The organism is Qipengyuania sp. ASV99, assembly GCF_047872805.1.
Lineage (GTDB): Bacteria > Pseudomonadota > Alphaproteobacteria > Sphingomonadales > Sphingomonadaceae > Erythrobacter.
Genome location: NZ_JBLQUK010000002.1, coordinates 78762 through 98107, shown reverse-complemented (window position 1 = coordinate 98107; position 19346 = coordinate 78762). Strand labels below are relative to the sequence as shown.

Sequence of the window (19346 nt, the reverse complement as noted above, 5' to 3'; positions counted from 1 at the left end):
ATGTATCAATATGACCAATACGATTCTGCCATGGTCGCCGCCCGCGTCGAGGAGTTCCGCGATCAGGCGCGCCGCCGGATCGAGGGCAAATTGACCGAGGATCAATTCAAGCCATTGCGGCTGATGAACGGGCTTTATCTGCAACTCCACGCCTATATGCTGCGCGTGGCGATCCCCTATGGCACGTTGAATTCACGCCAGATGAGCGCGCTGGGCGATATTGCGGACAAATATGACCGCGGTTACGGCCACTTCACCACGCGCCAGAACCTGCAATACAATTGGATCAAGCTGGAGGACGCTGCCGACATCCTTGCCGACCTCGCCAAGGTTGAGATGCACGCGATTCAGACCAGCGGAAACTGCATCCGCAATATCTCTTCCGATCATTTTGCGGGAGCGGCGGCGGACGAATTGACCGATCCGCGTCCCTATGCCGAATTGCTGCGCCAATGGTCGAGCTTCCACCCGGAATTCACCTATCTGCCGCGCAAGTTCAAGATCGCAGTGATCGCGAGCGAAAAGGATCGCGCCGCGATGCGGCTGCACGATATCGGCATCCGTATCGTGGAAAAGGACGGTGCGCTGGGAGCGTCTTTCTATGTTGGCGGCGGCATGGGCCGCACCCCGATGATCGCGCCGATGGTGCGCGATTTCGTGCCGCTAGATCAGCTTATCACTTATGCCGAGGCGTGCCTGCGGGTCTACAATCGCTACGGCCGGCGCGACAACAAATACAAGGCGCGGATCAAGATCCTCGTCCATGAAATCGGCGCGGAAGAATACACTCGGCAGGTCGAGCAAGAATTCGCGCATCTGCTTCAGCAGGGCATCGAGCCCCCGCGTGAGGAGCTGGAGCGGATCAAGCCGTTCTTTGCCCCGCCCTCATTTCGTCATCCCAGCGAAAGCTGGGATCTCGGGCGACTTGAGCGCGAGGCCGCCCTGGATCCCAGCTTTCGCTGGGATGACGGGTTTGGCCGGTGGGTGAGGAACAACACCCATGCCCACAAGGCACCAGGCTATGTCTCCGCCGTAATCAGCCTCAAACCCGTTGGCGGCATCCCCGGCGATGCAACCGGCGATCAGATGCGATTGATGGCGGAGCTTGCCCGGTTGTACAGTTTTGACGAACTGCGCGTGATGCACACGCAGAACATCGTTCTACCGCATGTGCGGATCGCGGACCTGCCTGCCTTGTGGAGCGCGCTGGACGCAGCCGGTCTGGGTTCGCCCAACATGGACACGATCGAGGATATCATCGCCTGCCCCGGCCTGGATTATTGCAGCCTCGCCAACGCCCGTTCGATCCCGCTGGCGCAGCGGATCAGCGAACGCTTTGATGCCAGCGGCAAAACCGGGCGGATTGGCGAACTGAAACTGAAAATCTCCGGCTGTATCAACGCCTGCGGGCACCACCATGCTGGCCATATCGGCATCCTTGGCGTCGATAAGAAAGGCACTGAGAATTACCAGCTCTCGCTCGGCGGATCAGAGGCAGAGGACGTTTCCCTCGCCAAGATCACCGGCCCCGGCTTTACCGAAGACGGCGTGATCGAGGCTGTCGACAAAGTCACCGATGTCTATCTCGCCCAGCGCGAGGGCCAAGAACGCTTTGTCGACACCTACCGCCGCATCGGCATGGTCCCGTTCAAGGAGGCGCTTTATGGGCAAGCCTGATTTTGGCACCTCGCCTGATGAAGTGCAGTTCCGGTTCCGCGATGATGAGCCTGCCGATCACGGCACCGTCACGGTCGATGCCTGCTGCGATCAGACCAACGCCGCCGCCGTGCGGATAGAACCGGGCGACGATGCGCGGCTGCTGCTCCCCTATCTTGACCGGCTCGCGCTGGTTGAGGTCAACTTCCCCAGCTTTGGCGACGGGCGCGGCTATTCCGCTGCGCGAATTCTGCGCGAGGCAGGCTATTCCGGTGAATTGCGCGCGGTGGGCGACGTGCTGATCGATCAATTGAGCCACATGCGCCGCTGCGGCTTTGACGCATTTGCGCCCGACAGGCCGCTCGATGAAGCGGATGCGCGTCGTGCCTTTGCAACTTGGGACAATGTCTATCAACGCGCCGCCGACGGGCGCAAAACCATTCAGGAAATTCGCCATGGAGCAGACCATGAATGAAGTCCGCAAGATCGACCGGATCGATGCCGCCCCGCGCTTCACCGACCATGACGCGGTGCGGCTCAACCGGATGTTCCGCGGGTCCTCAACGCAGGAAATGCTCGAAGGCGTGATCGGAGGCGATCTGGCGGGCGATCTCGCCATCGTCTCCAGCTTTGGTGCGGAAAGCGCGGTGCTGCTGCATTTGATTGCGCAGACCAGCCGCAATGTCCCGGTGTTGTTCCTCGACACCGGCAAGCATTTTGCCGAAACGCTGCAGTACCGCGATGATCTTGTGTCGCGTCTGGGTTTTACCGATGTGCGCATCCTGACCCCGGATGCAGTGGATCTGGCGAAGCAAGACGAAACCGGGCTGCGCTGGTCCTATGACCCCGATGGCTGCTGCGAAATTCGCAAGGTCTTGCCTCTGGCAAAGGCACTGTCCGGCTTTGATGCCAGTTTCACCGGGCGCAAGGCGTTCCAGTCATCAACCCGCGCCAATTTGCCGCGGTTTGAAGTGGACACTTCGGATGCGCAGGGGCGGCTAAAAATCAACCCGCTGATTGATTGGGACGCGGGCCAGATCGAGGCGCATTTCATTCAGCACGACCTGCCGCGCCACCCGCTGGTCGCGCGCGGTTTTCCCTCAATCGGCTGCGAGCCGTGCACCCACAAGGTCGCACCGGGCGAAGACCCTCGATCTGGCCGGTGGAAAGGCTGGGACAAGACCGAATGCGGCATCCACAAGCCGGGCGAGGAACCGTTTTTGTAAGGCCAAATGCGAAAACGCCCCGCCGGCCTTTGGGCCAACGGGGCGTTTTTCATTAGCCTGAAAAAGCTGATATATCAGCCAGTAACGCGCTCTATCGTAGCGACCTTGCCTTCGGAATCGGTGCTGGTCCAGACGCCGGTTTCATCGACCACTTCATCGTGGCATTCCTGTTCTGCGCCTTCGGTGTCGGCAGTGGCGCAATAGATGTTCGGGCTCTTCTGTTCCCAAGTGCCGGTGGTGACAACGCCTTCATCGTCGGTGCTGCTCCACGTTCCGTCTTCGCGGACATCTTCCATGCTCACCTTGCCCTCGGAATCGGTGACGCGGTACATACCATGGGACGGCCCACCATCGGCAGCGGTCGTTGCAGCCACCGCCTCAACTGCTGCTGGTTCTGCCGGTGCTTCAGTTTCTGCCGCGGGTGTGCAGGCAGCGATAGTGGCCAGCGCGGCCACAAGTGCGATTCTCTTCATGATTTCCCCCTTGGTGATGCGCAGCAATGACACAACTCATCGCTGCGATTCGCGACCCCTACCGAAGCGATAGGCGATCCACGGCGCGCGTCCAGTTAATCCGCTCAGAGCCAACCTTGCGCGCGATACCATTCGGCGGCGGATTTTAGCCCTTCTTCACCACTGATCTGCGGCTGCCATAGGCCCGGCGGCACGCGCCGATCCGAACGGGCAACCCAATTGGGGTGGCACATATAGCCCACCCGGTCCGCCGTCAGCTTTGCCCGGTCGCCGCGCAACAGCCGGTCCGCGCCCGCAGCCAGCCCAAGTGCCCATTGGGGCAAATGCGGCGCAAACACGCTGCGCCTGCCCACTGCGCGCCCGATGGCCTGCGCAAGCTCCTTGTGCGACCAGCCGCCCTCGCGCCCGTCGTCGGGTTCATAGATCGACTTGTGCCCGCCCGTTTCGGCCAGCGTCACCAGCAGGCGCGCCAGATCATCGACATGAATGATCGAACTCGCTCCGCCCGGCGGCAACGGGACAAAGCCGTGCTTTGCCGTGCGAAACATCTCCAGATAATCATCGTCACGCGGACCATAGACGCCAGGGGGTCGCACGATGGTCCAGTCCAGCCCGCTTGCCTCGACCAGCGTTTCAGCTCGCGCCTTGGATGCACCATAGGCCGACAATTGCGGCTCACGCGCCGCCAGCGATGAGACAAATACAAAGCGCCGCACCCCGGCTCGCTTTGCTGCCCCAATCATGTTGGCCGTGCCAGTCACATTGGCCGCCTCAAATTCTGCAGGATCGGGCGTGTTGGTCAGGCCGGCAATGTGGATCACCGCATCCACGCCCCTGCATAGGGCATCCAACGCCTCTTCATCACCAAGCGTGCCCTGCACCCAGACGGCACCCTTGCGCGGTGCCTGCTTGCGGCGGGCCAAGAGCTGCAGATCGTGACCAAGCGCCGCATCTATCACCGCGCTCCCGACAAAGCCGGTCGCGCCGGTGATCGCCAACCGCGCGGCGGACGTCACAGAATGACCATATTGTCGCGGTGGATCACTGCCGAACGCGGGACATGGCCCAGCACCGCCTCGACTTCACCGCTGCGCAGCCCCTTGATCTTGTCGCAATCGGCGCTGTCATATTCGATCATGCCCTTGGCGATCATGCGCCCAAGTGCATCCTCAACCGCGATCACATCGCCGCGTTCAAACTTGCCAAGCACCTGCGTCAGCCCGGCCGCCAGCAGGCTGTTGCCGCTATTCAACGCGGCGACGGCGCCATCATCTATCCGCAGCGACCCGTTGAACCGCATCCGCCCGCCAATCCACGATTTGAAGGCATTGTCATCGCGTTCCGGCAAGAACAGCGTTCCAGTATCGGCGCTCAGTGCGCGGCCGATAGGGTGATCTTCCACCCCCTTTATGATCGCGAGCGCAATTCCGGCCCGTCCTGCAATTTCGGCGGCAAGCAGTTTGGACGTCATGCCGCCCGATCCGATGCCCGACCCCGATCCTCCGGTCGCCATCTTGTGAATCTCTTCGGTCACACCGCGCACTTCGGGAAGAATCTTGGCACCCGGTTGCTGCGGATGCTTGTCATACAGTCCGTCAACATCGGTCAGCAGCAGCACGCCGTCAGCCTCCACCGCCTGCGCCACTCGCGCGGCGAGCCGGTCGTTGTCGCCAAATCGGATTTCGCTGGTCGCCGTGGTGTCGTTTTCGTTGATGATCGGCACCACCCCGCGTTTCAGCAATTCGCGCAAGGTTTCGCGGGCGTTGAGATAGCGGCTGCGGTTCTCGAGATCGTCCAGCGTCAGCAGCATCTGTCCCGCGACCAGACCATGTTCCCTGAACATCATCGCCCATGTGGAAGCGAGGAACACCTGCCCAACCGCTGCTGCCGCCTGCGCATGCGACAGCGTGGTGCGACCCTTGCCCGGCAGATCAAGCATTGCCGCGCCGAGCGCCACCGAACCGGAGGCCACCACAATCACCTCTTGCCCGCGTTCGCGCGCATTGGCGACTTCATGTGCGACGCTGCGCAGCCATTCGAACCGCGGTTCGCCGTCAGGATGGATCAGCAGCGCCGAACCGATCTTGATGACCAGTCTCGGGCATTTTTCAATGTCGCGGAAATCGAGAAGCGTTTCTATGGCCATGTTGCACTGCAACTAAGGGTTTGCGGGTCAAATTGAAAGCCCGGTCAGAGCGGCGACCATTCCTCCCCGCCCTCACCCGTGTCCTCGATTTCGGCGGCTTTGGTTTCGGTTGAGGTCTGCTCTGGCAGATATCTCAGCACTGCATCCATCAATGCGTCGATCCCTGCACCGGTCGCACCGGAAACCGCAAAAACCTTTTCTGCACCCGCTGCCAGCAGTTCGGCGCGGAAAGCATCGACCAATTCGCTATCGGCCAGATCGAGCTTGTTCAACGCCACCAAACGCGGCTTGTCATCCAACCCCGCGCCATATGCCTCCAGCTCATCCTCAATCACCCGCATCGCTTCGACCGGGTCGGAGGCTTCGGTGCCGGTGATATCGATCAGATGGATCAGCACCCGGCAGCGTTCGATATGGCCCAGAAACCGGTCACCGATTCCCGCACCATCCGCCGCCCCTTCGATCAGTCCGGGAATATCCGCCAACACAAATTCGCGGGCCTTGTGGCGCACCACCCCCAGTTTGGGCACCAGGGTTGTAAAGGCATAATCGCCGACTTTGGCCTGCGCGTTGGATACTGCGTTGATAAAGGTCGATTTGCCCGCATTGGGCAGCCCGACCAGCCCGACATCGGCGAGCAGCTTCAGCCGCAGCCAGACCCACATTTCCTGCGAGGGCATGCCCGGTTGATGTTGACGCGGGGCACGGTTGCTCGACGTCTTGTAAGATGCGTTGCCGCGCCCGCCGATCCCGCCTTCGAGAAACACGATCCGCTGACCCAGTTCGGTAAAATCGGCGAGCACTTCTTCTTTGTCCTCTGACAGGATCTGCGTGCCGACAGGAACCTTGATAACCAGATCGGGCGCGCCCGCGCCGGTCTGATCGCGGCCGCGTCCGTGATTGCCGCGTTTCGCCTTGAAGTGCTGCGAATAGCGGAAGTCTATCAGGGTGTTGAGGCCCTGCACCGCTTCAAAGATGATATCGCCGCCCTTGCCGCCATTGCCGCCGTCGGGACCGCCATATTCGACATATTTCTCACGGCGAAAGCTGACCGCACCCGGTCCGCCTGCGCCCGATTGGAGATAGATTTTGGCCTGATCGAGGAAATGCATAAGGCCCCCTATGCATTTCCTCGAAGAAAAGCGAGTGGGTTAGAATTTCGCCTCGAACCCCGCAATCACCGTGCGCCCCGGCGAAACAAAGCTGAAGACCTGCTCATAGCGTTCATCCAGCAGGTTTTCTGCGCGCGCAAACAGCGTCAAACCCTCTGCCAATTTCACCTCGGCGTTGAGATTCACGAGCGTGTAATCGTCCAGCACCGCGCGCACCGGAACAAAGCTGGGGTCGGTGAAGGCGAGGTCGATGGCCTCGCCATTATGGCGCACCACCAGAGCTGCCGAGGCTGCATCACCGGGCGCGGTCCAGGTCAGCGCGGCGCTGGCGGTGTGATCCGGGCGGCGCACTTCCTCGATCCCGTTCTCTTCGGCATCGAGATAGCTATAGGCCGCGTTCAGGCTCCATTGCGGGCTGATCCGCGCCGCCAACGCCAGCTCAGCGCCGCGCTGTTTGCTTTTGGTGGAGCGATTGGCCGGGGTGGCGATGAAGGTTGGCGCAGGGAAAGTGGTGAATATCTCATCATCCAGTTCCGCATCGAACCATGTCGCGGACACGGTTACAGCATCGCCGAACAAGGTCTGATCCACGCCCACTTCCCAGCTGGTCGATTTTTCCGGCTGGAGGTTAGCGTTGCCGATGAAGCGCCCATCGACAAAGCCGAACAGTTCGAAAAATCCGGGGTTCTTGATCCCTGACCCGGCAGAGGCGCGCAGCCGGGTGGTGTCGGTCACAGCGTAGCCCGCGCCGACGCGGAAGGTGGTTTCATCGGCAAAGCGTGAATTGAAATCATGCCGCAACGCCGCCGAAAAATCGAAGCGGTTGCCATCATAGCGATATTCGCCAACGATCCCGGCGTTCTCGATCTGGCGCCGCCCGTTAAAGGCGAACCCGCCGGGCGTGGTGTTGCGAAACCGTTCGCGCTCCCAATCGGCGGCAAGGGTCAACGAATGTTCGTCCGCCAGTGCAAAGCCACTGACATAGGACGCTTTGATCCGGTCGCCCTCGGAAGAATTGCTCGGACCAAACGGGCCGAATGTGCCGCGGGTTATGTCGGCGATCTGGGCTGAAAGGTCATGCGTCCACCGCCCATCGAGCGCGGAATATTGCGCGCCGATCATGGCATAGACCGCTTCGTTTTCAAAACCGGTGCCGGGACTGTCGATGGTAAGGCCAAAGGTCGGGCTGGCGGTGTCGAAATCGGAATCGTTGAACTGGCCTTCGGTGCGGATGAACCGGGCAGAGCCGCGCAGGGTAAAGTCCTCTGCAACTTCAGCCGATCCCTTGCCCGAAACGGTGTAGCTGTCGCGGCCAATGTCGCGCACCCCGCCTCTTGCGTTGGGTTCACCATTGGTGCTCACCACAATTGCGGATAGCGAGGCATCCCAGCCGCTGCCCGAACCGCCAGCCCGCGCCGCGCCGTTGATAGTGTTGTTTGAACCGCCTTCGAGCCGGGCTGCGACCCCGTCGAAATTGCCGCTGTCATAGGCGACCACGCCGCCAATCGCATCCGAGCCATAGAGCGCCGATTGCGGCCCGCGCAAAACCTCAACCCGGCTACCGATTTCAGCCTGCAACGTGCCGACGTCAAACTCGCCTGCAAAGGGATCGGACACTTCGATCCCGTCGATCAACACCAGCACGTGGTTGCCCTCGGCCCCGCGCAGCCGGATCTGGGTCTGCCCTGCAACGCTGCTGACAGCGACGCCCGGCACATCGCGCAGCACATCGGCAATGTCGCGGGTCTGGCGGGCTTCGAGCTGTTCGGCGGTGATGACAAACGCGGAGCCGGTGTAATCGGTGAGCGTAATCGCTGGATCACGGCTGGCCGTGACGAGGATCGGCGTCTCCGTATCAGGGCGGGATTGGCCGTTGCCAGTTGCAACGCCATGGTCATCTTGCGCCAGCGCAGGCACACTCCACCCCAGCGCGGCAAGTCCCGCTCCGCACAGCAGTTTCACATTCTTCATTAGTCGGTATTCCTTCCGAACGAGCGAACAACACCGACTGCGGGTTTCCCCACAGCCGCCTTGGTCGTCGCTCGAAACGAAAGTCTTTCCGCGCCGGATCAATCCCTGAACCAGGCAACAAGCGACACGCTCCGGTCGGTCTCCTGGCTCACGGATAAACGCGTCTGCCGCTCACCTTCCCAAGGTTTCCCTCAGTGGTTGCGCGCCCTTGCGGGCCCGCGCGCGACAGACACTCACCGCTTACAGTTGCAGGGACAGCTGCGGAATTAAACCGCATTCCCGTTACCGAAGTGTGGGGGTCTGCTAGTCCAACAACTCCGACGGCGCAACACCCGTTGATCGCCGCCGTTTGCGCACTGTCATTGCGGTGATGCGGGCTGATTGTCGGGGCGGTCTGATGCAACCGGCTCAATCACGGGCTGCGAAATGATGTTCTCCTGCACCGGCACGATGGGCACCGCAATGCCGGTTTCCGGGTCGATCACGGAGCTGGCGACGCCGGGGTTAGCGAGCGTTGCAGCTGGTGCACCGCTCCCGACGGTCGGCACCGGCACACCATTCGCGCGCGCCTGTTGCACCACCACCCATCCGGGCTGCGAAGGTCCAAACATAGCGCCGTAACGCGCATCCCAATCCGCCGAGGCGCGTTGATATTGCTCATATTCCTGAAAGAACAGCTCGAACGGCTGCTCAATCACGGAAAAATTGTCTGTGGCAAAGGCAATCGGATCGACCGGGGCGAGCAAATAGCGGTTCGAAATGTCCAGAGCCGCGCGACAAAACCGTGCGCGCGCGGGCGGCAAAGCGAAGAAATTGTAGACCGATGTCATATGCCCTTCGCGCGCGATAATCCCTGCTCGGCGCGCGCCATTGTCGCTGCGATATTGCGCGTCGATCCGGTCATTCACCCGGCGCAGCGCGCTTCCATGAACGCTGATATATGCGCTGTAAGCGGTCAGGATCGGCTCATATTCCGCGGCGAGGCAATTGAGCGCCGCAACGTTCCAAGCCGAACGGAAATGCCAGACGATCTCATCAACGGAAATGCCGCGATTGATTGTTATGCGGCGGCCCAGTTCATCCTTGCCCGGGATCGCCATGACATAGGACGCGCCGCCGGGAGGAAGCGGACGGTAGGGGGTCGTCTCAACCGGGGGTGGAGGCGGCGGAGGGGGAGGCGGCGGAGGCGGCGGTGCCGGGGTGGCGCAGGCACCGAGCAATGCCAGCGAGGCAGCGATTGCAGTGATCCTGATCGGTGCGGGCGGATTGCCAGCGCGGCCAGTCTTGCGGTCGGCCATGGAGATCATTGAACGCCTGCTCATATAAAATTGCCTTTCATTGACCCGCCCATGACTGGGGTTTGACCGATAGCTCCGCAACCCTTGCTCCGGGCTGAAGCCGCATATCCGTTCCCCGCAGTCAGCTTTCCCTTAACCGTTAGGCGCTGCGTCCGGCAAAGAAAATGCCCGAAGCCTTATCAAAGGCTCCGGGCATTGGTGTTTCAACAGTTCGATCAGGGAAAACCCCCAATCAGGTCATTATGGCGATGCGCCTATTCGCGGCTGCCAAGGAATTGCAGCAGGAACATGAACATGTTGACGAAGTCGAGATACAGGCTGACGGCACCCATAATCACGGCCTTGCCCATGAATTCGGTGCCGCGCAGATATTGGTAATCGTTCTTCAGCCGCTGCGTATCATAGGCGGTCAGGCCCGCGAACACGAGCACGCCAATGCCGCTGATTACGAAAGCCATCGCTTCGGATTGCAGGAAAATGTTGATCACCATCGCAATGATGAGACCGATCACGCCCATGAACAGAAAGCTGCCCCAAGCCGAAATGTCTTTCTTCGTGGTGTAGCCCCACAGCGACAGGCCAGCAAAAGCGCCTGCCGTCGCAAAGAAGGTCACCGCGATCGACTCGCCGGTAAAGCGCAGGAAAATCGTCGAAAGTGACAGCCCCATAACGGTCGCAAACGACCAGAAAACCACCTGCAACATGCCGGTGCTCATCTTGTGGAGGCCGAAATTCATCACCAGGATGAACGCCAGCGGTGCCAGCGCCACAATCCACATCAGCGGACCGCCGACAAAAGCATAGACCAGCCCTGTCGACGCAGCGCCCAGCGCAACGATGCCGGTCAGCAGCACGCCCGAAGCCATGTAGTTGTAAATCGAGAGCATGTAGGAACGCAGGCCCTCATCATAAGCGGCGCGCCCTGCGACGTCGCCGCCAGCGCGCGGAACCGAGCCAAAGCCCTGGCCAGCGCGGGTCGTGTCTTTCCAATCAGCCATTTTGGATCCCTTGTCTCCAACAGGGGCGCGACAATACGCGCCTTATGCGGAGCAATATCGTGGTTTCGCGCGCGGTTTTCAAGCAAAACCGGAACAGATTCGTCGAATCTCGTTCATTTGTTCCGCTAGTATAATTAACGAAGGGTCAATCGCCGCCCTTGGCCAGCGCCGCGCCCCGGTCGCGGGTTGCGATCAGGGTACGCGTGAGCAGGTCGGCCAGCGCTCCGCCCTCATCGAGCACATTCATCCCCTCGCGAGTCATCCCACCGGGACTGGCAACCCGATCAGCCAGCTCGCCAGGGGTAATATCCGCAGCCGCCGCCAGCGATGACGCCCCGTCGACCATCGCCACCGCCAGACTGGTCGCCTGCCCGGCCTCGAGGCCAAGCTCGCTCGCAGCCGCCGCCAGTGCGTCGATGAAACGGTAGACAAAGCCTGGACCCGACCCGGCGAGCGCCGTGGCAAGATCGAACTTGCTCTCATCCTCCAGCCACAATGCGGTGCCAAGCGTGTCGAATTGCGCAAATGCCCCCTCGCGCTGCGCCTCCGATAGCCCTTCTTCGAGCAGGATCACCGGTGATCTGCCAATCCGCGCGGCGAGGTTGGGCATCACCCGCACATGCGCCGATGCACTCGGAAAAGCCTGTTGCAACTGTGTCACGGTGATCCCGGCAAGCAGCGAATAGACGCAGATCCCCGCGCCGGTCAGGCCTTGAATCCCAGGAGCCAATTTGCCCAGCTGTTGCGGTTTGAAGCCGAGCATCACTGCATCATGCGCAGCTGCCGCCTGTGCCTCGGCCGGGTCACGATACAGCGCCACTCCGTCAGGCGCCTGTTCCAGAGCTGGATCAAGAATCGCAAGGCGCGACGGATCGAGCCCCGATGCCAGCCACCCGGCAAGCATCGCGCCGCCCATATTTCCGCAGCCAATTATAAGAAGTTGTTTGATTTCTTGCATAGTGAACCGCCTTTCCGCAGCGCTCACATGGTTACGCTTCCCCCACCGCGTCAACCATTGCGGCCTCCAAGGCATCACGCGGGGACTTGTCGCCCCACAACACAAACTGGAACGCGGGATAGAACCGGTCGCATTCGTCGATTGCGCATTCTACCAATGCCTGCGCCTGTTGAATCGACAACATCCCCTCATCGCCCAGTAAGACACCGTGGCGATAGAGCAGCACGTCGCCATTGGACCAGATGTCGAAATGGCCAAGCCACATCTGTTCATTCACCAGGCTGAGCAACTCATAGGCACGCTGCCGTTTTTCGTCGGTCACGCGGATGTCGGGCAGGCAGAGGAATTGCAGGACATTGTCGGCACTGCGCCAGATCGCGCGGAGCTGATATTTGGCCCAGCTGCCTTGCACTTCGCCGACCATTTCATCCTCGGCAACAATATCGCATTCCCACCCGCGCGCCTCAAACAGGGCAGCGAGCATTTCAACCGGCGCGGCGTCTTCATCGGGGGTAAATTCGGGCTCGCGCGGTCTCATGTAAGGGCTTTCGGCGGGGCAGCGGTGTTTTGCATCGAACCGGCAAATGCCCGTTTACCGCCCCGCTTGGCAATGCACCGCAAGCGGCGCGCTGGGGAGAACCCATTTCGCCTGTTCAAAGCTTGTGCAAAGAAACCCGTGGATGGCCGAAATTTTCTATTTAAGCTTCTGAATTTCCGTGCCTTCTGGACTAACGTAGGAAAATGTCTCCAGCCCCTGTTCGGCAAGCGCTTTAACCAGGTCCCGCGCCTCATCTCGGCTGCTTATCGGCCCTGCCAGCAGGCGGTTGGCCTGGCCCCAGGGGGTGACGTGCGGTTCATATTTCCCCAGCAAATCGGATGCCTGCCGGGTCATACGCCGCCAGTCAAACCGCAATGCATCGACATCGCGCCCGGTGGCGACCTGCACCCAAATGCGACTCGGATGCGCTGGCGGCGGCGGGGGAGGAGGAGGTGCAACCTCGCGTGGAATTTCAATTTCAGCAATATTGACCGCGCCGCCCGTGCCCGCTGCGACGGGCAATTCACCACCGCCCAGATCGGCAAAGGCATCGGCGACGTTGACGGCTGCTGATTGAGGCGGGGCTTGATCGGCGGCGCTGCGCGTTGTTGTCGTCGCAATCTGCGGTAGCGGCGGAGCGGGGGCATCCGTGATTGCATCCCCACGCACCAGATCGAAACCGGGGCGTGGCACAGGTTGCGCGCTCGATTGAGCGGCCGGTGTTGCCGCCGTCGGCACCGTTGCCGCAGCGACCTGCGGCGGCGCAGGTGCAGGCAGGACAGGCGCGCCGAGCGGTTGGCCCACCGGTTCAAGCCTTGAACCTGCTGCGCCCTCGCGGGCAAATCGGGCAATGCGCGGGTCTTCGCGGCCAATATCGGCGGCGCGCGGAAAGATACCAAGATTGGCCGCAGCCGCCTGCTGCGCCGCTGTCAATCGCGGCATATAGGCAAGATAGGGGTTGATGCGGGTCGCCAGATCGCGCGGCATGACCGCCCCGACGATGGCCTCGGCGCGCTCTTGTTCGCCCATGATCGCCAGCCCGAAGGCACGGACACGAAACGCGGCAACATCACGCGCTTCGATCAGCGGTGCGAGGGTGGTCTGAAACCCATCCTCATTGCCCGAAATCGCATAGCTGAGCGCCAACCTGCGGCGCGCTTCATCATCTTGCGGGCTCTGTTCGAGCACACGGAGATAGGCGGCCTGAGCGGCTGGCTGATCACCCACAAGATCAAAGGCGAGCGCCTGCTCACCCAGCACTTCACGCGGTGAAGCCCCTGCGGCGCGTGCAGAGTCAAGGAACGGGATCGCTTCCACCGGGCGACCGGAGCGCAGATAGACGCGGCCCAGTCCCAGCTTCACCTGCGCATCATTGGGATCAATTTCGGCCGCGCGCGCGAAAAAACCCATTGCGGCGTCGAAATCCTCAAGCGCCAGCGACGCATCGCCCGCTTCGAGCAACGGTGCCACCCTGCCCGGTTGCCGTGCCAGTTCGAGCAGCGCGCGGTTGAGCCGCTGAATTTCAGGTGATGGGAGCGGCTGCACCACTTCGCGCGCGGTTGATTGCTGAGCCGCGGCGACATGCGGCGCGCCCACCCCTAACGGCATCAGCATCAATCCCGCAGCAACAGCAGACAGGCGGGGTTTTATCCGGCGGATATTCATGCCGTTTCCGCTAGATGATTATGACCGCAGCGCCACCCACGCACGCCGCTCGTTGGGCTGAACAGCGCGGAGAATTCGGCAAAGCGAGCGCGCGCGGCGCGATTACTGGTTGTTTTGCCGGCCAAGAAAGCGCGGGATGCTGAGCGCGGGAGCATCATCGCCGTCGCCGTCTTCATCTTCGTCATCAGAGGCAGACGAGCGCGAAAGGTTAGCCATGCGTTCGAACAGCGTGGTGCCGCCCGAACCGCCGCCGCCCGAACCGCCCCCTGAACCGCCGCCCGAACCGCTGGAGCCGCCAGACCCGCCCCCGGAATCGCCCGCTGAATCTCCGAGAATACCGCGCCTACGGCCGCCGCCCAGCCGAGCTTCAACTTGCTTGTCTTCCGCTGCAAGCCGATCTGCATCAGCAAGGATACCGCCTTGCTCGTCGGCGTCATCAGCGCCAACATCGCCCGCACCGAGCTCGCTATATTCGGCATAATCCTCTTCGTCATCCGCACCGCGCAGTCCGGCAAGCGGATCGACGATGCCATCAACGTCTTCGCCTTCGTCACCCATGTCATCGCCGGCTTGCATTCCGGTCAGGTCAAAGGGTTCGCCTGCGCCGCTGGCGTCGCCTGCGGCCTCGCAGTCGCCCGCGTCGGCAAGCGCACTGGTATCGGAATATTCATCGTCATCCTCATCCTCATCCTCGCCAGACATCGCCAAAGCGACGGGATCGGCAATGACGGGAATCCTCGGGGCAGAGGAGCCAGACCCGGATACGGAGAAGTTCTCAGCTTCCGCTTCGGACCCCGACAACAAATCTACAGGTTCATCCGGGCTTTCCTGCGCGTCGGACAGATCGAGCACCGGCCGCTTTGGCGCGCGCGCGTTGGAAAACGCCGAGACTGACGCGCGCGGGCCTTCGCTGCTCGCTGTGCTTTCGATGCCGGTGGCCACAACCGAGACGCGGATCTTGCCCGAAAGATCGGGGTTGAACGCGCTTCCCCAGATGATGTTGGCGTCTTCATCGACGAGATCGCGGATATGGTTGGCGGCCTCGTCAACCTCCATCAGCTTCATGTCTTCGCCGCCGATGATCGAGATGATAACGCCCTTGGCGCCCTGCATACTCACCCCGTCGAGCAGCGGATTGGCGATTGCCTGTTCTGCGGCGTCAAGCGCGCGGTTCTCGCCTTCGCCCTCGCCCGTGCCCATCATCGCCTTGCCCATTTCGCTCATCACAGAGCGAACGTCGGCAAAATCGAGGTTGATGAGGCCCGGCATCACCATCAGATCGGTGATCGACCGCACGCCCTGTTGCAGCACTTCATCGGCAAGCTGGAACGCTTCCTTGAAAGTCGTTTCGGGCTTCGCAATCAGGAACAAATTTTGGTTGGGGATCACGATCAGCGTGTCCACACATTCCTGCAGTTCCGCGATTCCTGCCTCAGCCGCGCGCATCCGGCGAGTGCCTTCGAACAGGAACGGTTTCGTTACTACGCCCACGGTCAGCACACCCTTGCGCCGCGCCGCTTCTGCGATGACCGGTGCCGCGCCGGTGCCGGTGCCGCCGCCCATGCCCGCCGCGATGAACACCATGTTGACCCCGTCGAGCGCCTCTTCGATGGCGGAGACGGTTTCCTCTGCGGCAGCCTTGCCCACTTCAGGACGCGCGCCCGCGCCCAGCCCGCCGGTGATGTCCGGGCCAAGCTGAATGCGGGTTTCCGCCGGGCTGGTGCTGAGCGCCTGTGCATCGGTGTTGGCCACGATGAAGCGCACGCCTTCGATTTCCGAGGCAATCATGTTGGCGATCGCATTGCCGCCTGCGCCGCCAATCCCGATAACCGTGATACGGGGGCGTAGATCGTCGGTTTCCGCCAGTCCGATATTGATGCTCATCGCTAAAATCCTCCAGACATAGATCGCCGGATGTTCAATTTCCGGATCATGCGCGGCTTTCTTACGTCACCTCGTCTGTGACACATTAGTCATGCACCTGTTATACCGCTGAATTCCTTATCCACAGGCAGATAAGCATGTTCATACACCATGCCAGGCAGCAAGAGAATCCCGCCAAAGCTGAAAACTTGTATCATCTCAAAAGTATTCCCGCACCGCGCGCAGCAACCGCCCAAGGGTAAACAGCGATGCGAAAGAGCAGCCAAAATCGCTATGGTGAGCGTAGCGCGAACCGATGGCGCGAATATCAACCGGGTCTTCGGCGGCATAGAGGCATAGCCCCGCCAGTCCGGCAAAGCCCGGCGTCGCGTGCGCTTCGGGCAGCGCTGTGAGCGCCGGAGCGCGGCCAATCCGCACCGGCATGGCGAGCGCACCTTGCGCAAATTCAGCGAGGCCAGCCAGTTCCGCACCCCCGCCAGTGAGCACCACCTGACCAGCGCGAGTGCCTGAAAAACCCATTTCCTTCAGCGCCTTGCCAATCTCTCCGGTCAATTGCGACTGGCTTTGCACGATCACCGAAATCAGTTCAGCGCGGGCGATCCGGTTCTTGTCATCGGCGCCGCGCGCCATCGGGCCGCTGGCCTCGCCGGGGGTTTCATTGGGGCCATAAACCGGGATCATTTCGCGGTGATCTGTGGGGCTGGCGATGGCCGAACCGGAAACGCATTTGAGCCGCTCTGCCTGAAACCGGCGGATACCAAACGCGCTGGCCACCGCATCGGTGATGTCGCCCGATCCCATCGGAATGGCCCTCAAGCCCAGCAGCATCCCGGCTGCAAACAGCGAGACATTGGTGACATCGCTGCCGATCTCGACCAGTGCCACGCCCAGATCGCGCTCTTCGGGCGACAGACAGGCGTAACCGGAGGCCAGCGGGGCGGCGACCACCGCTTCAACCTCCAGATGGGCGTTCTGCACCGCTTCCATCAAATTGCGCACCGGCGCACCATCGGCCAGCATGACATGCACGTCGACACCCAGCCTTTCGGCATGGAGGCCGCGCGGATTGGCCACCCCGTGCGCGCCGTCCAGCGTATAGTGCGCAGGTTGCGCGTGGAGCACGCTGCGCCCGTCGGGCTGGATCGCGCCTTGCGCCTCGATCAACAGTTGCTCGACATCTTCTTCTTCGATCCGGCGCCCACCGATTTCGATCTCAACCCGCGTAACCGTGCTTTTCAGACCTGCCCCGGCGCAGGCGATCCAGACGCTCTGGATGCTGGTTCCGGCGTTCCTCTCTGCCCGTTCAACCGCGTCGCGGATGGCGTAGGTCGCGGCCTTCATATCGGTGACATAACCGCGCTTGATCCCCTGGCTGGCGCGGTGACCGGAACCCATGACCACCAATTCGCCGGTTTCGGTCTCACCCATGATCATCGCCGAAATCCGAAAACTGCCAACGTTCACCGCGCCAAAAATCCGCGCATAGCGAGCCTTGGCGGCGGCAGTTCTGCTTGGCGCCCTGGTGGCCATTACGGGTTCCCTTCAGGCGGGGCGCTGCCCATTTCGACCGCATCGGCGCGTCCGGGTAAACGCAGATAGATGCGCGGCGGTGAGCGCATGTCAAAGGTCGCAACCTTCCCGCCCAGCAAGCGGTTTTGCCCATCCATCCGCGCAAATTTGACGAGCGCGCTCGCCGCTTCATCCGCGCCTTCGGGCAGGGCAAGCACTTGATCGCTTTTGAACGACAGGTTCCAGCGTCGATTGCCCACCCATTCCGCCGCGGCCACTTGCGGGCCAAGTGCGGGTGCCGAGGCCAATAGCCGGTCTAGCTCTGCCACCTGTTTGGCCGCGCCGGGGCCGGAAATGCGCAGCATCTTTGCCGCTGCCTCGCGCGCAATCGGTTCCAGTTCTGCCCCTTCGGCATCGATCAGCATCAACCGGTCGGGCTTTTCCAGCACAGCGTGGGGTTTGCGTTCGACAATATCTATCGCCAGCGTTGAGGGCAGCTGCACCGAAACCCGCGCATCAGCGACCCACGGCAGTTCCAGCAATTCGCGGCGCAATTGGGCGACATCAACGTCGGGCATCGGCCGGTCGCGCTGCGCCAACGCGCGGGCATAGACCTGCCGTTCATCCATGCGGTTCGTGCCGGTAACGCGGACGTGTTTGACTTCAAAGCCGGCATCCGAAGCCATCGCCGCGACCTGTGCATGCGCCATGGCGGGCACACCTGCGAGATTGGCAATCACGAATGCCAGCCCGACCGCACCGCCAATAATCAGCGTCAGCCAGATCGTGCTCCATTGCTCTTCGGTAAAGGGAAACAGACCCATTGCGCGGTCCAGCAGGCTGGAGGTTTGCGCCTTGGCCCGGCGCGCGCCCGCTGCGCGGCTTTGCGATTTGGCCGCCCGGCGCACACCGGTGCCGCCGCTACGCTTGATCTGAGCCATGCGCGCCTCCATCAAATTTGTGCACCCGGATCGCTTCCATCACGATCAGCTCGACCAGTTCGGCATAGCCGATCCCGGCATGGCGGGCCTGTTCGGGCACCAGGCTGAGCGGGGTCATCCCCGGCTGGGTGTTGGTTTCGAGCACAAACAATCCCGCCTCACCCGCTTCATCGTCCCAGCGGAAATCGGTTCGGCTGGTGCCGTGACAGCCTAACACAACATGGGCTTTCAAGGCATATTCTTCGCACAGGGCGGTGATTTCGGGCGGGATCTGCGCGGGGCACACATGCTGCGTGCGCCCTTCGGTGTATTTGTGTTCGTAATCGTAGAAACCCTGATCGATGATCAGTTCGGTCACGCCCAGCGCGCGCGGTCCGTTGGCGCTGTCAATCACGGCGGCGGTCAACTCGCGCCCCTTGATGAAAGGTTCGGCGAGCAGTTCGCCAAATTGCTGCCACGGCCCTGCCGCATCGCGGGCAATCGGATTGCCGACGTTGCTGTCATCAGTGATAATGGCAACGCCCACTGACGAGCCTTCGTTGACCGGTTTGAGCACATAGGGGCGCGGCAGAGGATCGCGTTCGAACAATTCCTCGGAGCGAACGATCCGCCCGCCGGGCATGGGGATGCCGTTCGGGACCAGCGCCTGTTTGGTCAATTGCTTGTCGATGGCGATGACCGAAGTGGCGAGACCTGAATGGGTATAGGCGATGCCCATTAGATCGAGCATGCCCTGCACACTGCCATCCTCACCCGGAACCCCGTGCAGCGCGTTGAACACCACGTCGGGTTTGGCCTCGGCCAGCCGCTGCGCCACGTCGCGGCCCATGTCGATCGAGGTGACGCGGTGCCCGTTCATCTCCAGCGCATCGGCGACGCCCGCGCCGCTCATCAACGACACCTCGCGTTCATTCGCCCAGCCGCCCATCAGGACGACAACGTGCAAGGGGGGTTTGGAGGTCATCATGCCG

Annotated in this window: 17 protein-coding genes and 1 riboswitch; of the genes, 3 read left to right on the top strand and 14 right to left on the bottom strand. The window is 61.8% G+C overall.

Annotated elements, in window-relative coordinates:
- The 3 genes from ACM64M_RS04370 to ACM64M_RS04360 are packed head-to-tail and all read left to right on the top strand — an operon-like array spanning position 1 to position 2882.
- Positions 1–1677 (top strand): nitrite/sulfite reductase, encoded by a 1677-nt coding sequence (locus tag ACM64M_RS04370; protein WP_416227444.1) that lies wholly within the window; start codon positions 1–3, stop codon positions 1675–1677.
- Positions 1664–2131 (top strand): DUF934 domain-containing protein, encoded by a 468-nt coding sequence (locus ACM64M_RS04365; RefSeq protein WP_416227443.1) that lies wholly within the window; start codon positions 1664–1666, stop codon positions 2129–2131. The genes ACM64M_RS04370 and ACM64M_RS04365 overlap by 14 nt, the downstream gene beginning before the upstream one ends.
- Complete coding sequence (locus ACM64M_RS04360) at positions 2112–2882, top strand: phosphoadenylyl-sulfate reductase (protein ID WP_416227442.1); 771 nt, start codon at positions 2112–2114, stop codon at positions 2880–2882. Before ACM64M_RS04365 ends, ACM64M_RS04360 begins: the two co-directional genes overlap by 20 nt.
- Before the next feature lie 74 nt (positions 2883–2956).
- Here ACM64M_RS04360 and ACM64M_RS04355 read toward each other — a convergent pair whose 3' ends face one another.
- The 14 genes from ACM64M_RS04355 to ACM64M_RS04290 all read right to left on the bottom strand — a co-directional run bounded on the left by ACM64M_RS04355 (position 2957) and on the right by ACM64M_RS04290 (position 19339).
- The gene (locus ACM64M_RS04355) at positions 2957–3355 is read right to left on the bottom strand and encodes a hypothetical protein (RefSeq protein WP_416227441.1); all 399 of its coding nucleotides are present in this window, start codon (positions 3353–3355) and stop codon (positions 2957–2959) included.
- Between the two features lie 104 nt (positions 3356–3459).
- Complete coding sequence (locus tag ACM64M_RS04350; RefSeq protein ID WP_416227440.1) at positions 3460–4371, bottom strand: NAD-dependent epimerase/dehydratase family protein; 912 nt, start codon at positions 4369–4371, stop codon at positions 3460–3462.
- Positions 4368–5501, bottom strand: a complete 1134-nt coding sequence (gene proB / locus ACM64M_RS04345; protein ID WP_416227439.1) for a glutamate 5-kinase — start codon at positions 5499–5501, stop codon at positions 4368–4370. The genes ACM64M_RS04350 and proB overlap by 4 nt, the downstream gene beginning before the upstream one ends.
- A gap of 44 nt (positions 5502–5545) precedes the next feature.
- Positions 5546–6613, bottom strand: coding sequence for a GTPase ObgE (gene obgE, locus ACM64M_RS04340; RefSeq protein ID WP_416227438.1), 1068 nt, complete (start codon positions 6611–6613; stop codon positions 5546–5548).
- 39 nt (positions 6614–6652) lie between these two features.
- Positions 6653–8584 carry a TonB-dependent receptor plug domain-containing protein gene (locus tag ACM64M_RS04335; RefSeq protein WP_416227437.1) on the bottom strand — a complete coding sequence of 644 codons (1932 nt, stop codon included), beginning with the start codon at positions 8582–8584 and terminating at the stop codon, positions 6653–6655.
- A gap of 115 nt (positions 8585–8699) precedes the next feature.
- Positions 8700–8889: riboswitch (cobalamin riboswitch) on the bottom strand.
- Positions 8890–8943: 54 nt separating this feature from the next.
- On the bottom strand, positions 8944–9906 hold the full coding sequence (locus ACM64M_RS04330) for a hypothetical protein (RefSeq protein WP_416227436.1): 963 nt from the start codon (positions 9904–9906) through the stop codon (positions 8944–8946).
- A gap of 230 nt (positions 9907–10136) precedes the next feature.
- On the bottom strand, positions 10137–10880 hold the full coding sequence (locus tag ACM64M_RS04325; protein WP_416227435.1) for a Bax inhibitor-1/YccA family protein: 744 nt from the start codon (positions 10878–10880) through the stop codon (positions 10137–10139).
- Positions 10881–11025: 145 nt separating this feature from the next.
- Complete coding sequence (locus tag ACM64M_RS04320; RefSeq protein ID WP_416227434.1) at positions 11026–11838, bottom strand: pyrroline-5-carboxylate reductase family protein; 813 nt, start codon at positions 11836–11838, stop codon at positions 11026–11028.
- Positions 11839–11869: 31 nt separating this feature from the next.
- A complete protein-coding gene (locus tag ACM64M_RS04315) occupies positions 11870–12376 on the bottom strand; it encodes a YbjN domain-containing protein (RefSeq protein ID WP_416227433.1) in 507 nt (168 codons plus the stop codon).
- Positions 12377–12532: 156 nt separating this feature from the next.
- Positions 12533–14041 carry a tetratricopeptide repeat protein gene (locus ACM64M_RS04310; RefSeq protein ID WP_416227432.1) on the bottom strand — a complete coding sequence of 503 codons (1509 nt, stop codon included), beginning with the start codon at positions 14039–14041 and terminating at the stop codon, positions 12533–12535.
- Positions 14042–14143: 102 nt separating this feature from the next.
- On the bottom strand, positions 14144–15925 hold the full coding sequence (ftsZ, locus tag ACM64M_RS04305; RefSeq protein ID WP_416227431.1) for a cell division protein FtsZ: 1782 nt from the start codon (positions 15923–15925) through the stop codon (positions 14144–14146).
- Between the two features lie 198 nt (positions 15926–16123).
- On the bottom strand, positions 16124–17455 hold the full coding sequence (gene ftsA, locus ACM64M_RS04300; RefSeq protein WP_416227430.1) for a cell division protein FtsA: 1332 nt from the start codon (positions 17453–17455) through the stop codon (positions 16124–16126).
- Positions 17455–18375 carry a cell division protein FtsQ/DivIB gene (locus ACM64M_RS04295; RefSeq protein ID WP_416227429.1) on the bottom strand — a complete coding sequence of 307 codons (921 nt, stop codon included), beginning with the start codon at positions 18373–18375 and terminating at the stop codon, positions 17455–17457. Before ACM64M_RS04295 ends, ftsA begins: the two co-directional genes overlap by 1 nt.
- A complete protein-coding gene (locus ACM64M_RS04290; protein WP_416227641.1) occupies positions 18356–19339 on the bottom strand; it encodes a D-alanine--D-alanine ligase in 984 nt (327 codons plus the stop codon). Before ACM64M_RS04290 ends, ACM64M_RS04295 begins: the two co-directional genes overlap by 20 nt.
- Positions 19340–19346: the final 7 nt, after the last annotated feature.

Excerpts from the sequence above, each read along its gene's own strand:
- ACM64M_RS04370 (WP_416227444.1), top strand. The coding sequence starts at position 1 with ATGTATCAATATGACCAATACGATTCTGCCATGGTCGCCGCCCGCGTC.
- ACM64M_RS04365 (WP_416227443.1), top strand. The coding sequence starts at position 1,664 with ATGGGCAAGCCTGATTTTGGCACCTCGCCTGATGAAGTGCAGTTCCGG.
- ACM64M_RS04360 (WP_416227442.1), top strand. The coding sequence starts at position 2,112 with ATGGAGCAGACCATGAATGAAGTCCGCAAGATCGACCGGATCGATGCC.
- ACM64M_RS04355 (WP_416227441.1), bottom strand. The coding sequence starts at position 3,355 with ATGAAGAGAATCGCACTTGTGGCCGCGCTGGCCACTATCGCTGCCTGC.
- proB (WP_416227439.1), bottom strand. The coding sequence starts at position 5,501 with ATGGCCATAGAAACGCTTCTCGATTTCCGCGACATTGAAAAATGCCCG.
- obgE (WP_416227438.1), bottom strand. The coding sequence starts at position 6,613 with ATGCATTTCCTCGATCAGGCCAAAATCTATCTCCAATCGGGCGCAGGC.
- ACM64M_RS04335 (WP_416227437.1), bottom strand. The coding sequence starts at position 8,584 with ATGAAGAATGTGAAACTGCTGTGCGGAGCGGGACTTGCCGCGCTGGGG.
- ACM64M_RS04330 (WP_416227436.1), bottom strand. The coding sequence starts at position 9,906 with ATGAGCAGGCGTTCAATGATCTCCATGGCCGACCGCAAGACTGGCCGC.
- ACM64M_RS04325 (WP_416227435.1), bottom strand. The coding sequence starts at position 10,880 with ATGGCTGATTGGAAAGACACGACCCGCGCTGGCCAGGGCTTTGGCTCG.
- ACM64M_RS04320 (WP_416227434.1), bottom strand. The coding sequence starts at position 11,838 with ATGCAAGAAATCAAACAACTTCTTATAATTGGCTGCGGAAATATGGGC.
- ACM64M_RS04315 (WP_416227433.1), bottom strand. The coding sequence starts at position 12,376 with ATGAGACCGCGCGAGCCCGAATTTACCCCCGATGAAGACGCCGCGCCG.
- ACM64M_RS04310 (WP_416227432.1), bottom strand. The coding sequence starts at position 14,041 with ATGAATATCCGCCGGATAAAACCCCGCCTGTCTGCTGTTGCTGCGGGA.
- ftsZ (WP_416227431.1), bottom strand. The coding sequence starts at position 15,925 with ATGAGCATCAATATCGGACTGGCGGAAACCGACGATCTACGCCCCCGT.
- ftsA (WP_416227430.1), bottom strand. The coding sequence starts at position 17,455 with ATGGCCACCAGGGCGCCAAGCAGAACTGCCGCCGCCAAGGCTCGCTAT.
- ACM64M_RS04295 (WP_416227429.1), bottom strand. The coding sequence starts at position 18,375 with ATGGCTCAGATCAAGCGTAGCGGCGGCACCGGTGTGCGCCGGGCGGCC.
- ACM64M_RS04290 (WP_416227641.1), bottom strand. The coding sequence starts at position 19,339 with ATGACCTCCAAACCCCCCTTGCACGTTGTCGTCCTGATGGGCGGCTGG.